The 12,817-nt window shown below is 60.5% G+C and carries 14 protein-coding genes; 5 read left to right on the top strand and 9 right to left on the bottom strand.

The window, feature by feature from the left end; genetic code table 11:
* Positions 1 to 43: 43 nt before the first annotated feature.
* The 4 genes from LAD35_RS02600 to LAD35_RS02585 all read right to left on the bottom strand — a co-directional run bounded on the left by LAD35_RS02600 (position 44) and on the right by LAD35_RS02585 (position 2,772).
* Positions 44 to 484 carry an ExbD/TolR family protein gene (locus tag LAD35_RS02600; RefSeq protein ID WP_224151179.1) on the bottom strand — a complete coding sequence of 147 codons (441 nt, stop codon included), beginning with the start codon at positions 482 to 484 and terminating at the stop codon, positions 44 to 46.
* Positions 485 to 502: 18 nt separating this feature from the next.
* Positions 503 to 1,240, bottom strand: coding sequence for a MotA/TolQ/ExbB proton channel family protein (locus tag LAD35_RS02595; RefSeq protein ID WP_224151178.1), 738 nt, complete (start codon positions 1,238 to 1,240; stop codon positions 503 to 505).
* Between the two features lie 18 nt (positions 1,241 to 1,258).
* Positions 1,259 to 2,095, bottom strand: a complete 837-nt coding sequence (dapB, locus tag LAD35_RS02590) for a 4-hydroxy-tetrahydrodipicolinate reductase (RefSeq protein WP_224151177.1) — start codon at positions 2,093 to 2,095, stop codon at positions 1,259 to 1,261.
* Positions 2,096 to 2,205: 110 nt separating this feature from the next.
* The gene (locus LAD35_RS02585) at positions 2,206 to 2,772 is read right to left on the bottom strand and encodes an outer membrane protein assembly factor BamE (RefSeq protein WP_224151176.1); all 567 of its coding nucleotides are present in this window, start codon (positions 2,770 to 2,772) and stop codon (positions 2,206 to 2,208) included.
* Between the two features lie 100 nt (positions 2,773 to 2,872).
* Between LAD35_RS02585 and fur the strand changes: the two genes are divergently transcribed.
* The 3 genes from fur (at position 2,873) to LAD35_RS02570 (ending at position 6,228) form a co-directional block, all read left to right on the top strand.
* Positions 2,873 to 3,295 (top strand): ferric iron uptake transcriptional regulator, encoded by a 423-nt coding sequence (fur, locus tag LAD35_RS02580; protein ID WP_184711297.1) that lies wholly within the window; start codon positions 2,873 to 2,875, stop codon positions 3,293 to 3,295.
* Positions 3,296 to 3,403: 108 nt separating this feature from the next.
* Positions 3,404 to 5,008 carry a DUF1800 domain-containing protein gene (locus tag LAD35_RS02575; RefSeq protein ID WP_224151175.1) on the top strand — a complete coding sequence of 535 codons (1,605 nt, stop codon included), beginning with the start codon at positions 3,404 to 3,406 and terminating at the stop codon, positions 5,006 to 5,008.
* Between the two features lie 11 nt (positions 5,009 to 5,019).
* On the top strand, positions 5,020 to 6,228 hold the full coding sequence (locus LAD35_RS02570; RefSeq protein ID WP_224151174.1) for a DUF1501 domain-containing protein: 1,209 nt from the start codon (positions 5,020 to 5,022) through the stop codon (positions 6,226 to 6,228).
* Between the two features lie 31 nt (positions 6,229 to 6,259).
* Here the strand turns inward: LAD35_RS02570 and hprK are convergent, their stop codons facing one another.
* The 4 genes from hprK to LAD35_RS02550 all read right to left on the bottom strand — a co-directional run bounded on the left by hprK (position 6,260) and on the right by LAD35_RS02550 (position 8,826).
* Positions 6,260 to 7,216, bottom strand: a complete 957-nt coding sequence (hprK, locus tag LAD35_RS02565) for an HPr(Ser) kinase/phosphatase (protein ID WP_224151173.1) — start codon at positions 7,214 to 7,216, stop codon at positions 6,260 to 6,262.
* A gap of 176 nt (positions 7,217 to 7,392) precedes the next feature.
* On the bottom strand, positions 7,393 to 7,878 hold the full coding sequence (locus tag LAD35_RS02560) for a PTS sugar transporter subunit IIA (protein ID WP_224151172.1): 486 nt from the start codon (positions 7,876 to 7,878) through the stop codon (positions 7,393 to 7,395).
* A 137-nt stretch (positions 7,879 to 8,015) separates the two neighbouring features.
* Positions 8,016 to 8,348: a ribosome hibernation-promoting factor, HPF/YfiA family gene (gene hpf / locus LAD35_RS02555; protein WP_224151171.1), complete on the bottom strand. Its 333-nt coding sequence runs from the start codon at positions 8,346 to 8,348 to the stop codon at positions 8,016 to 8,018.
* Between the two features lie 124 nt (positions 8,349 to 8,472).
* Complete coding sequence (locus tag LAD35_RS02550; protein ID WP_224151170.1) at positions 8,473 to 8,826, bottom strand: hypothetical protein; 354 nt, start codon at positions 8,824 to 8,826, stop codon at positions 8,473 to 8,475.
* On the opposite strand from LAD35_RS02550, the gene LAD35_RS02545 reads away from it, so the two are divergent.
* A complete protein-coding gene (locus tag LAD35_RS02545; protein WP_224151169.1) occupies positions 8,825 to 9,745 on the top strand; it encodes a phosphoribosylaminoimidazolesuccinocarboxamide synthase in 921 nt (306 codons plus the stop codon). The two genes, LAD35_RS02550 and LAD35_RS02545, sit on opposite strands and share 2 nt — an antisense overlap.
* Positions 9,746 to 9,872: 127 nt before the next feature.
* Here the strand turns inward: LAD35_RS02545 and LAD35_RS02540 are convergent, their stop codons facing one another.
* Positions 9,873 to 10,805, bottom strand: a complete 933-nt coding sequence (locus tag LAD35_RS02540; RefSeq protein ID WP_224151168.1) for a LysR family transcriptional regulator — start codon at positions 10,803 to 10,805, stop codon at positions 9,873 to 9,875.
* A gap of 1,275 nt (positions 10,806 to 12,080) precedes the next feature.
* Here LAD35_RS02540 and LAD35_RS02535 point away from each other — a divergent pair.
* The gene (locus tag LAD35_RS02535) at positions 12,081 to 12,419 is read left to right on the top strand and encodes a DNA-directed RNA polymerase subunit alpha C-terminal domain-containing protein (protein ID WP_224151167.1); all 339 of its coding nucleotides are present in this window, start codon (positions 12,081 to 12,083) and stop codon (positions 12,417 to 12,419) included.
* Positions 12,420 to 12,817 lie beyond the last annotated feature (398 nt).

The following is a 12,817-nucleotide window of genomic DNA, read 5'->3' as shown; positions in this document are numbered from 1 at the left end:
ATACCGGCAGGCGACGCAGGTGCTGCCTGCACGGGCAAGAATATCAGCGGCTTTGCGCGGCGGGCGAAGCGGCCGCCGGTTGCGCCACAAACCCCATGCGGGAGAGGCCAGCGGATTGCGCGGCGTCCATCAATTCCACCGCCCGCGCATAAGGCAGGCTCTGGTCAATGGACAGTTGCACCTCGGTTTGCGGGTTGCGTTCGGCCTGCTGTTTGAGCAGCGCCTTGAGTGCGGCCAGATCCGTCGCCTTGCCATCGGCAAACAATTCGCCTTTCGCGTTCATCTGCACGGCGATGGCTGCAGGGGGGTTGTCGGCGGTCGCACTGGCAGCCTTGGGCAGATCCAGCCGAATGGACGCGGCCAGCAGGGGTGCCGCCATGATGAAGATCACCAGCAGCACCAGCATCACATCGACCAGCGGCGTCACATTGATGGCGCTGATGGGCGGGTGGCTCGCGGGTTTGCTGAAGCGTCCGAATGCCATGGCCGTGCCTGCGCCGCGTCAGCGGCTACCCACGTTTGCTATGTAATCCATAGCCGTTTGCGGTGTAGGGATGGTTGCCACCGCCGCATGGGGCTGTACCCCCTGCTGCAAGGCCCAGGTTTGCATGTCGAGGGCGAATCCTTCGAGCTGCTCTTCCACCTGCGCCACCTTGCGGCCCAGCAGGTTGTAGGCCAGCACGGCTGGCAGTGCCACGGCAAGGCCTGCGGCCGTCATCACCAGGGCCTCCCCCACCGGGCCAGCCAATTGCTCCAGGCTCACATGATCGGCCCCGGCCAATGCCGCCAGCGCGTGGTGAATGCCCCAGACCGTGCCCAGCAAACCGACAAAGGGTGCCGTGGCGCCAATAGTGGCGAGCACTGTCTGCCCCCACTGCAGGCGGTGGCTGGCCGATTGCAGCACCTCGCGCAGCAGGCGCGTGGTCTGCACCTGCGCGCCACTGGCCACTGCCAGACTGTGCTGCGCAGCGGGGATGCCGCCAACAATGTTTTCAATGGCATCCACCGCTGGTGTGATGAGCGCTGCGCGGTCAAAACCCGGCAACTGGGTGCGCGCCTGCTCCCAGCTGCTGGCCTGCCAGAAAGCGCTGGTGGCGCGTGCGGTATCGCGCTGTGCGCGCGACAGCCACCAGGCCTTGTAGAGAATCAGCACCCAGCTGATGACCGACATGATGAGCAGCACCACGGCCGTGCCACGGGCCACACCGTCCGCTTGCGAAAGCCATTGCCATGTCGTCATGTGCCGCTCCCTGCAGGCTTATGGGTTCAGGCCCAGCACGTCATACATGCTGTGCAGGCCGCGCTTGTGCTGCGCCAGATAGCGCGCCGCACGCAGGCTGCCCTTGGCGTAACCGGCACGGCTGCTGGATTTGTGGGCGATCTCGATGCGCTCGCCATCGCCGGCAAACAGCACGGTATGGTCGCCCACGATATCGCCGCCGCGCACGGTGGCAAAACCGATGCTGCCATCCACGCGCGCGCCGGTATCGCCATAGCGCTCGTACACGGCGCGGTCGGCGAGCTTGGTGCCCTGGGCATCGGCAATCACTTCGCCCATCTTCAGCGCCGTACCGGAAGGCGCATCCACCTTGTGCTTGTGGTGCGCTTCGATGATTTCGATGTCATAGCCGCCGTCCTGCAGCGCCTTGGCTGCCATCTCGAGCAGCTTGAAGGTGACGTTGACGCCCACGCTCATGTTCGGAGAGAAGACGACGGCGGTCTTCTCGGCCGCCTGGGCAATCTGCGCCTTCTGCACGTCATTGAAGCCCGTGGTGCCAATGACCACGCCCACGCCTTTTTCAGCCGCTACGGCCAGATGGGCCAGCGTACCCTCGGGGCGGGTGAAGTCGATCAGCACATCGGCATTGGCGAGCGCCTGGCCCACATCGGCCGTCACGGCAACCCCCGTGGATTTGCCCAGAAAAGCACCGGCATCGGTGCTCAGGCTGGGGTTGCCTGCGGCATCCAGCGCACCGGTCAGTCGCAGGTCGGGGCTGGCCAGTACGGCTTCGATCAGCATGTGGCCCATGCGGCCACTGGCGCCAGCAATGGCTACGCGGATGGCGGATGGTGCGGAGGTAGCGGTGGCAGTCATGAAACGGTTCCTGTGGCGCGGGCGGCCTGCCCGCTCCATCGCCTGATTATCATTAATTTTGGCCACCAGCGCCCGACCAGCAAGCGCCAGCAGCTATCAAAACAGGTGCATCAACGCGGTGCGGATTCGAGCGGCGGGTAGCTGTCGGGTGCCGTAGCGTTGCTGGTGTTGGAGGCGGGTGCGGGTTCCGCATCGGCGGGCTTGGCCTCGTCCTTCTGGTACTTGGCCAACTCTTCAGGCGTTGCCTCCAGGCGCGGCACCTTGGGGTTCTTGATCGAGGTGGTGACCGATGCGACGAACTCCTGCTCGCTCGGCATCTCATCGCCTTCGTAACGCTCCAGGCCCGCGTCATCAAAGAAGACGGTAAAGCGCCTCTCCTGCTCCGGCACACCCTTGCGTTTGATGGTGAAAACGTAATCCCAGCGGTTGGAGTGGAACACGCTGGTCAGAAGCGGCGTGCCCAACAGGTCTCGGACCTGCTGGCGGCTCATGCCCTTTTGCAGGGCGTCCACCTGCTCCTTGGTGATCACATTGCCTTGCACCACCTCCACCTTGTAGGGCGTGATGGAGTCGGCAAACTTGCGGCTGGCCTCATTGAATGAGCCGCAGGCAGCAACACTGGCGCCCAAGGCGAGCAGCGCCGCCATGCGGACGCCGGAACGAACAAATTCAGGCATGGTTATAGACATAGCGATATGATCGGCCATTGTAGCGGCTGGTCTCCGGGCCTTCTCCAGAAGCCCGCATCCTGCGCGGGCAAACTTGAAAGACCTTGTTATGAAGAACATCGACGAACTCAAAAGCACCGGCCTCAAGGCAACCCTTCCACGCCTCAAGATCCTGGACATCTTCCAGAACGGATCCCAGCGCCATATGACGGCAGAAGACGTGTTCCGCGTGCTGCTGGAAGAGCGCTCCGACATCGGCCTGGCCACCGTGTACCGCGTGCTCACCCAGTTTGAGCAGGCTGGTATCTTGATTCGCAGCAATTTTGAAAGCGGCAAGGCCGTCTACGAGCTGAACGAAGGCCAGCACCACGACCATTTCGTCTGCACCAGCTGCGGCAAGGTCGAGGAGTTCTACGACGCCGAGATCGAAAAGCGCCAGCAATCCATCGCCAAGAGCAAGGGCTGGGTGGTGCATGACCATTCGATGGCCCTCTATGGCCAGTGTGCAGATTGCGCCACCAAGGCCAAATAAGCAGACTCTTTCACCTTTTTAAAAATTCAAAGCGAAGCGCCCAAAACGCTTCGCTTTTTTACGTTTTGCATACATAGCTTTACAGCAGCGCGACGGCAGCAAGGCACCATGGCATATCTGCAGCAAGAGCCCTTTGCCATGCGCGCCTACCGAATGCTATCCCTCAGCGCTGCCGCCTTGGCGGGCGCCCTCTGGCTTACCGCTTGCGCCTCTCACGAGCCACCAGGCGTGGTCAGCAGCCAGACCGCGGTGCCCGACGCGCCGCTGAGCGCCGCCCAGCGCCTGCAGTGGCTCGACCGCGTGACCTGGGGCGCCAGTGACAGTGCCGATCAGCGCTTGCAGCGCCTGGGGCTGCGCCGTTGGCTGGACGAGCAACTCAATCCTCAGCAACCAACCCTGCCTGCCGAGGCGCAGCAACGCATTGCAGAGATGGAAATCAGCCAGCGCGGCATGGCCGACATACAACGCGATGTAGCCTCGCAACGCCTCGCCATACGCAACGCCACTGACGAAGGCGAGAGCACGCGCCTGCGCCAGGAAGTGCAGCGCCACCTGAACCAGCTTGCGGCCCAGGCCCAGCAGCGCCAGGTGCTGCGTGCCCTGTACTCGCCAGCCCAGTTGCAGGAGCAGATGACCTGGTTCTGGATGAACCACTTCAACGTCAGTACCCGCAAAGGCGAAACCCGGCTGTGGATTGGCGACTACGAGGAGCAGGCCATTCGACCCAATGCGCTGGGGAACTTCCGCACCTTGCTGGAAGCCAGTATGCGCCACCCCGCCATGCTGCTGTACCTGGACAACGCCAGCAACGCCAAAGACCACATCAACGAAAACTACGCCCGCGAGTTGCTGGAGCTGCACACCATGGGCGTGGGCAGCGGCTACACCCAGGCCGATGTGCAGGCCATGGCACACGTGCTGACGGGCGTGGGGTTCAGCACCCGCGACGCCGATGCGCCACCTCGGCTCCCGCCCGCGCTGCGGGCCGATTACCGCCGTCAGGGGTTTTTCGAGTTCAACCCCAACCGGCACGACTATGCGCCGCAGGTCTTTCTGGGGCAGCCGCTGCGCGCCAAAGGCCTGGCAGCGGTCGATGAGGCGCTGGACCGCATCGTTGCATCGCCTGCCACGGCCCATTTCATCGCCCGCAAGCTGGCGGTGTTCTTCATCGGCGACAACCCGCCTCCCGCTCTGGTGCAACGCACCGCAGCCGCCTTCACCAGCAGCCACGGCGATATCGCCGCGACCCTGCGCAGCCTGCTGACGGCGCCGCAGGCCCAGGCACAGCAAGGCCAGCGCTTCAAGGACCCAATGCACTATGTGCTGGGCGCCGTGCGCCTGGGATACGACGAACGCGTGGCGAGCGACGTGCGCCCGGTGATCGGCTGGATCAACCGCCTGGGCCAGCCCATCTACGGCCACGAAACGCCGGACGGTTATCCCATGTCGCAGTCGGACTGGGCCAGCTCCGGCCAGATGGCCGCACGCTTTGATGTGGCCCGGCAGATTGCAGCACGCAGTGCAGTCCTGTTCCGCACCGACCCCAAGGCGCCGCTTGAGCAGCCGCCCTACCCTGACCTGGCGCAACGTGCCACGGCCCAGGCCCGCATGGACCAGTGGAGCACGGCAACACGCGCCGCGCTCGCGCAGGCACGCAATGTGCCCGATTGGAACACCTACTTTCTCTCCGCCCCCGAGATGATGGTTCGCTGACGAGGTTCGCCATGCAAAGACGCCACTTTCTCTCCGCTGCAGCCAGCCTGCCGCTCACATTCAGCCTGGCGCGTGCGCGCGCCGCCGCACCGCGTAGCGACACACCGCGCCTTCTGCTCGTGTTCTTGCGCGGCGCCTACGACAGCAGCAACCTGCTGGTGCCCACGCACAGCGATTTCTACTACGCGGCGCGCCCCACGATTGCCATCGCGCGCCCGGGAGAAGCCAATGGCGCATTGCCGCTGGATACCCGCTGGGGCTTGCACCCGGCAATGGAAGGCAGCCTGCTGCCGCTCTTTCAGGGCAGGCAGGCCTGTTTTGTGCCGTTTGCAGGCACCCATGACCTCTCGCGCAGCCATTTCGAAACCCAGGATTCCATCGAGCTGGGCCAGCCGCTGGACGCCCACCAGAGCTTTCGCACCGGCTTCATGAACCGCCTGGCCCAGTTGCTGCAAGGGCGCAGCGGCATGGCGCCCATGGCATTCACCGCGCAACTGCCGCTGTGCATGCGCGGCCCGGCACGCATCGCCAATACAGCCCTGGCAGATGTCGGCAAAGGCGGCGTCGACGCCAACCGCAGCCGCGCCATTGCCGCCATGTATGCCGGCACCCCGTTGGCGCCCGCCGTGAACGAAGGCTTTGCCGTGCGCGATGCCGTGTTGCGCGGCATGCAGGAAGAAATGGACAAGGCCGGGCGCGATGCCATCAGCGCCAAGGGCTTCAGCCTCGTGGCGCAGCGCATGGCTACCTTGATGCGCGACCAGTTCGATCTGGGTTTCGTCGACGTGGGCGGCTGGGACACGCACGTGAACCAGGGCGGCGCCAGCGGCAACCTGGCCAACCGGCTGGACGACCTGGGCCGCGGCCTGGCCGCTTTCGCGCAGGAGATGGGGCCTGAGCCCTGGCGCCACACCGTGGTGGCGGTGATCAGCGAATTTGGCCGCACCTTCCGCGAAAACGGCAACAAGGGCACAGACCATGGCCACGGCACCGCGTACTGGCTGCTGGGCGGCAGCCTCTCCGCGCAAGCAGGAGGCCATGTCGTAGGCGAGCAGATGGAGGTGAGCGAAGCGAATCTGTTCCAGAACCGCGACTACCCCGTGCTCAACGAGTACCGCAGCGTGCTGGGTGGCCTGTTTGCACGCATGTACGGCCTGACGCCCGCGCAGGTGCAGCAGGTGTTTCCGCAGGCGACGGTCAAGGATTTGCGGCTGGTATAGCGGGTGTAACGCGTGCCTGGCCGCAAAAGGCCTACAGTTCGCGCCCGCTGGCCATCGCCTTGCGGTGCCGGTCCACAAACTCCTGGTAGGTATCGATCCCGCGCAATTGCAGAATGGTGTTGCGCACGGCCGCCTCCACCAGTACGGCAATATTGCGGCCGGCCACCACCTGGATCACCACCTTCATCACCGGAATGCCGAGCACATCCTGCGTCAGCGGCGCCGAGGGCAGACGCTCGTAATCACGCTCCATGGTCTCTTTGCGCACCAGATGCACAATGAGCTTGAGCCGCATCTTGCGGCGCACGGCGGTCTCTCCAAAGATGGCGCGGATATCCAGAAGGCCGATTCCCCGCACTTCCAGCAGGTTCTGCAGCAAGTCCGGGCACTTGCCTTCAATCGTGGTCTGGTTGATGCGGTACAGATCGACCGCGTCGTCGGCCACCAGCCCATTGCCGCGCGTGATCAGCTCCAGCCCCAGCTCGCTCTTGCCCAGGCCAGATTCGCCCGTGATCAGCACGCCCATGCCCAGAATGTCCATGAACACGCCATGCATGGTGGCCCGGTCGGCAAAATGCTTGGACAGGTAGGCGCGCAGCACATCGATCACAAACGCTGCCGACTCCCTGGTTGCGAACATCGGAATGTGCGCGCGTTCGCACATGGACAGCAGCTCATCGGGCGCACCCTGCCCATCGGCCAGCACCAGCACCGGTGGCTCCAGCGTGACAATGCGCGCAATACGGCGACGGCAGTCTTCGGTGGTGGAATTGGTGAGATAGGCGATTTCGCGCTCACCCAGCACCTGCGCACGGTACGGATGGATGTAGTTCAGATAGCCGACCAGATCGGCACTGGAGCGCGCGCTGCGCACGGCCACTTCGTCAAAGCGCCGCTCGGACGCGCCAAGGCCCGCCAGCCACTCCCACCGGAGCGAGGAGCGGAACTCCTCAAACAACACATCTGCGCTGACGACATTGGGTTTCACCGTACTGCCCTTTCAAAACCTGTATGCAAGGCGGCGGGCACGCCGCGCGCGCACCTTGCATACTTGAAAGCGTAGCAGGAAAAGCCGCAACAGCAACACAAAGCGCACCCGGGGGTGCGCTTTGGTACGGAAACTGAAAGACCGGTGGCGCGAAAAGCCGCCGTCTGGAGGCTCGCTTACGCGTGCGCCGTGGTCGACGATTGGGCCGATGACTGCCAGGAGTCGATCAGCTGGTGCAACTGTTCTGCATTGGTGGTGGATTTCATCTGCTCGCGCAGGCTGGCGTTGGAGAGCAGCTCGGCGATTTCGCCCAATATTTCAAGGTGCTGCTGGGTTGCTGCTTCAGGCACCAGCAGAAAGATCAGCAAATGAACAGGTTGTTCATCAGGGGCATCGAAACCAATGGGACGCTCCAGCTGGAAAACGGCGGCCATCGGCGATTTGAGCCCTTTGATACGGCCATGCGGAATGGCCACACCATGACCCAGGCCGGTGGAGCCCAGGCGTTCACGTGCAAACAGACTGTCGGTGACCAAGGCACGCGAGAGCCCATGCAGGCTTTCAAACAGCAGACCGGCTTCTTCGAACGCGCGTTTTTTACTGGTGACATCCACGCTCACTAGCACTTGAGCTGGGGGCAAGATAGAGGCAAGACAGTTCATAGTGAAGTGCGGCAATAAGGCAGGCAACCAGGAGCGTGATCAAACAAACGCAGCAACACCTTGATGCAGGTGTTGCTGCACGTATTATCGGTCAGTACTCAGACAGATTCCTTTTTTCCTCGGCAAAAGCCGAGGGTTTACGCCATTGCTTGCCGCAAAGCATCGCTGTAGTGAGATTGAACACGTTGCTTGTGGCGACCGACCATGCGATCGAGCCGGTCCACCAAAGCATCTACCGCAGCATACAAATCATGGTGGGAGCACTGTACACACAGTTCATCGCCCTTCACCCGCAGATTGCACACTACACGCTGCCGTTTCTCCTTTTCCTTCTGCTTTTCCACCGAAAGTAAAACTTTGGCATCCACCACTTGGTCAAAGTGCCGCGTGATGCGGGTCAACTTTGCGGTTACATATTCGCGCAACGCCGGGGACACCTCCAAATGGTGCCCGCTGATCGTCAGGTTCATGAATAAGTCTCCTTCTGCAAATCGAGAAAAGTGCCTCAGGTTGCTTGCAACCCAAGCCACCCGAAGGGGGAAACACATGCATGCGTAGAAACCATGATGCGCCCTGACCTACAAAATTGCAAGCCTATGACAACCCGTCGAAGTAGGATTCTTTCTGTTCGCTGACAACGATTTCCGCTTGTTTTGTTACAGGTAAGACATTCCCGCTCCCAAATTTGCAGCCCCCCATCCCTATGTGCTGGCGCGCTGCGGGCAGTTGCATGTTTAACGCCACACATGCTGCAGCATGCAGGCGCACGTAGGCACCTACGTGTTTTACCGTCTGGTAAACCAATACTGCACCAGGAAAGAAGACATACGGTGCCCACATCAGGCCACACAAGGCATGGCGACTACAATTCCAAGCTTGCCCTCCGCAGCGAGCCTGCGCGCCTGCCATGCGCGCGGCGGGTGCCCGTCCATTGTTTTGCATCACCATGACCCAGTCCGTACCTTCTGCACTGCATACCTCCAAGCTCCACTCCCTGCCTCTGTTGGCCCGCGGCAAGGTGCGCGACAACTACGCTGTCGGCAACGACCGCATCCTGATGGTCGCGTCGGACCGCCTCTCCGCCTTTGACGTGATCATGGGCGAGCCGATCCCCGGCAAGGGCGCACTGCTGACGCAAATGGCGCTGTACTGGTTCGACAAGCTGGGAGACATCTGCCCCAACCATCTGACAGGTGAAGCACCAGAATCCGTGGTGCAGCCTGACGAAGTGCCCCAGGTTGCCCAGCGCTCCATGCTGGTCAAGCGCCTCAAGCCCGTGCCCATCGAGGCCGTAGTGCGCGGCTATCTGGCCGGCAGCGGTTGGAAGGAATACCAGGAATCGCAAGCGGTGTGCGGCGTCCAGTTGCCCGCAGGACTGGTCAACTCCGCCAAGTTGCCCGAACCCATCTACACCCCTGCAGCCAAGGCTGAAGCGGGTGAGCACGACGAAAACATCACCTTCGAGCGCACCGTCGAAATCGTGGGCCCCGAACTGGCCGCCCAGATTCGCGACCTGAGCATTGCCATCTACAAAAAGGCGGCCTCCATCGCCCTGGAAAAGGGCATGATCATTGCAGACACCAAGTTCGAATTCGGCCTGGACGAAAACGGCAAGCTGGTGCTGATGGACGAAGTGCTGACGCCCGACAGCTCGCGCTACTGGCCCGTGGAAGGTTATGCCGATGCACTGGCACATGGCACCAACCCTCCCAGCTATGACAAGCAGTTTGTGCGCGACTGGCTGGAACAGGCCAAGGTGAACGGCAAACCCTGGGACAAGACCGCGCCCGCTCCTCGCCTGCCCCAGGAAGTGATCGACAAGACTGCGGCCAAGTACCGTGAAGCGCTGGAGCGCCTGACCGCCTGATCACGCATGGCGCACGACACCGTGCGCCTTCAAAATGCGACAGGGGCGCAGTAACGCATTGCGTCTCACCGTGTGGGTGTGGGTTGCCTTTTCATCAATGGCATGAAAGGCATGAGAGAGTTGGGCTCTACGCCACCTTCTTCATGTGCATGCACAGGTATTCCCAGCAATCCTGCACAATCGGACGGCGCGCGCCGGGCAGGCATTTGCGCGTCACCAGACTCACATACCGGGTCAATGCAGGCGACTGCGCCTTGACAGCCACAAACCCTCTGGCCCGATAACAGGCCTCATAGAGGCTGGACACCAGGCCCACGTACATGCCGGTTTCCACCATGGCATACAGGGACTCGATATGCGATACCGACTTGACCAAGGCCATGTCGGAATCGCTCTGCTCCATTGAACGCATGATGGCCTGCTGCTGGTGACCGTGGGACAGCATCACCAAGGGGTGGTTACGCAACTCGATCCATTGCGGGGACTGCTTTTTGGCCAGCACGTGGTGCGGCGCCACAATGGCCACAACCTGCTCCTGCGCAATCAGTTGCGTCTCCAGCGTCTCGGAAGCCGTGAAGCCCAGCCCCAAGCCAATATCGACCTCGCCACCTTCAACGGCAGCGGCCAACAGGTGGTCTCCCATATCAGTCCACTGGAGCATGGTCATGGGGCGAGCTCTTTGCCACTGAATGATGGAAGCCGCCGCCAACTGCGCGGCGGCGGGCACATACGCGATGCGCAACATGTCCTCACCCCGCTGCAACATCTGCTCAATGCCCTGGACTCCCAGGAGATAGTTGCTCAGCATCCACTCCATCTGCGGGCGAATGGCCTTGCCGGAAGGCGTCAATTGCACCGAGCGTGTGCCCCGGTCAAACAGCCTGGTACCAACGAGGGATTCCAGCTCCTGAATGGCGGAAGTCAGCGCCGGTTGGCTCAGCGACAGCACGGATGCGGCGTTTCTGAAACTGAGGTGGTGCGCCACCTCCTTGAAGTACGCCAACTGCCGTGGCGTTGGCCCATACTGGCGGCTGCGCCTTGCGCCTTTATCGTCAGTCATAGCGGTGCACCATCCAAGAAAAGAGATTGCTGGCCGCCAGCCGGAGGCTAGCGCGCGGGTTGGACTGCACAGGCACTTTGTACGGTAGGCGGCCCAGGATTCTGTGCACCCGGTCGCGCCCCACAATCCTTCTGGCCGAAATGCCGTCACGTTTTCGCCGGGCCATGCCGCGCAAGCACGACGCCTGCCCGGGAGAAATCGCAATGCCTGTTCCCTGACCAATTGCCTGCATTTATTTTCCAATTAATCAAATCAAATAATTGATCATAGCTATTCATCAATAGATAGCCATTGAAAATTATGGCAAACAATGATTCAAAAAGGCAAGCATCGCATCTCTTTTTGAAATAAAAAACAACACCAAAATCAAATCAATTCATGCATAAGATTTTATGAAAATTTCTTACAACACAACACGTTAGATATTTAATAAATGGAATTTTCCATTTGATAAAATAAAGTGAATTATAAGGATTTTTAGTAGGACATCGATTGGTATTCATATTTAACAAAGCCAAAATGCAGAAGCATTACCAGAATATATTTGCAGTTATTTTCTGCCAATAAGCGGGTATGCATCACCCTGGCTTTCTTGGGACTTGATGTAGGCTCCGCATCTGCCCAGCAGACATTGCTACAACGCTCGACGGAGAGACAGACACGCCCGGAGCAATTAATGCATCCCTCTTAGGCAACATGCCCGGGATGGCATTGGTATTATTAGTTACAGTGCTCCCGCCAGATACGCGCGCCAAAGGCTAACCTCTTGCCAGCAGATGAACCGTAACAAGGTGATGGGGGCCAGTTACTTGTAGGCGAAGCGACGTAAAGGGAATGGCCCGAAAACCCCGGTATCAGGTCTTGGTGGTTCAGCGGTCATGAGATGCCGCCCACCGAATACCTGTTAGCGAAGGCAGAAGCTGCCAGAGCCATCTGTCGCAGATGCCACCAAACGCCAGAATAAGTCCATCAAGAGCAAATGCTGGGTGGGCTATTTCCGGACAACGCCTGCCATTCCATTGGGTGCCCCACACCTTGATTCAGAACAAAGCGCACGCCCTCTCCCAGCCTTACCATCAACCTGCCCCTGTGAGCAGAGAGGCACCATGGCACAAAGATCCATTGAGGTATTGTGTTTGGCCCGCATATGCGGGCTTTTTTTGCGAATGCCACCGTTTATCGGTTTTTCGCCCAAGCCTGTCCCAGCACGTACTTAGATTCGATAATTGCATGATTTGATGTAGTCAGCCTTGTCAATAGACTAATCAACATTGCATGATCATCGCAGGCTCACTTCGTCCAACGCCACTGCCGGAAAAGCTCTCCAGCCGTACTCGTAATACGCTGGCTCGCAGTGGCATCACCACCGTGGAGCAAGTGATGGACGCCTACCCTATCCGCCTTCTAAAACTTCCAGGATTCGGAATGATTGCGCTGCGAGACATTGAAAAGGCGCTCTTCCCATGGCAACAGTACATGCCAGCACGAAAGAAGCCGGGCAGAAAACCAAAGCTGCCAACCGATCCGATTTTGGGTAGCTTCCCGATTGTCTGCGATGTAGCATTTCCGCAAGAGGGCGATATGAACAAGCAACGAGATCCCTACATCGAATAGTTCCGTGCCTGGGCCACGCACCTCGACGCGAAAGGCATATCTTGCGCTCCAGATGAGCCCTTGGTGCTTCTTGCCAGTCTTATGGACAACCGAAGAAGTCGCTCACTCCAAGCATGCAATGAATGTGCTCTCAAAGGTCAGAGGGCAGCTCCACCAAGAATGGCATTCGACGAAGGCTGGACCGGCTGGCTGAGTAGTCGCCTCCAGGTGCAAATCTCCGTGCAATCAGGATTCAGGAAATTAAGAGCCGCTTGTATGTTTACAGGTATCGGGGTGAGGGACCAGAGCCGCTATCGGCTGTTGGCGCAGACCGACCGTGTTAGACCCCTCTCACCCCACCTCATAGCGTCGATAAGGAACTGTGCAGCACGCAGCCGTCAGGCTGCGTGACTGCCTAT

The sequence above is a fragment of the Comamonas odontotermitis genome (assembly GCF_020080045.1).
Classification (GTDB): Bacteria; Pseudomonadota; Gammaproteobacteria; order Burkholderiales; family Burkholderiaceae_C; genus Comamonas; species Comamonas odontotermitis.
Note: the sequence above shows the minus strand (reverse complement) of the source record. Positions and strands in the feature narration are given on the sequence as shown.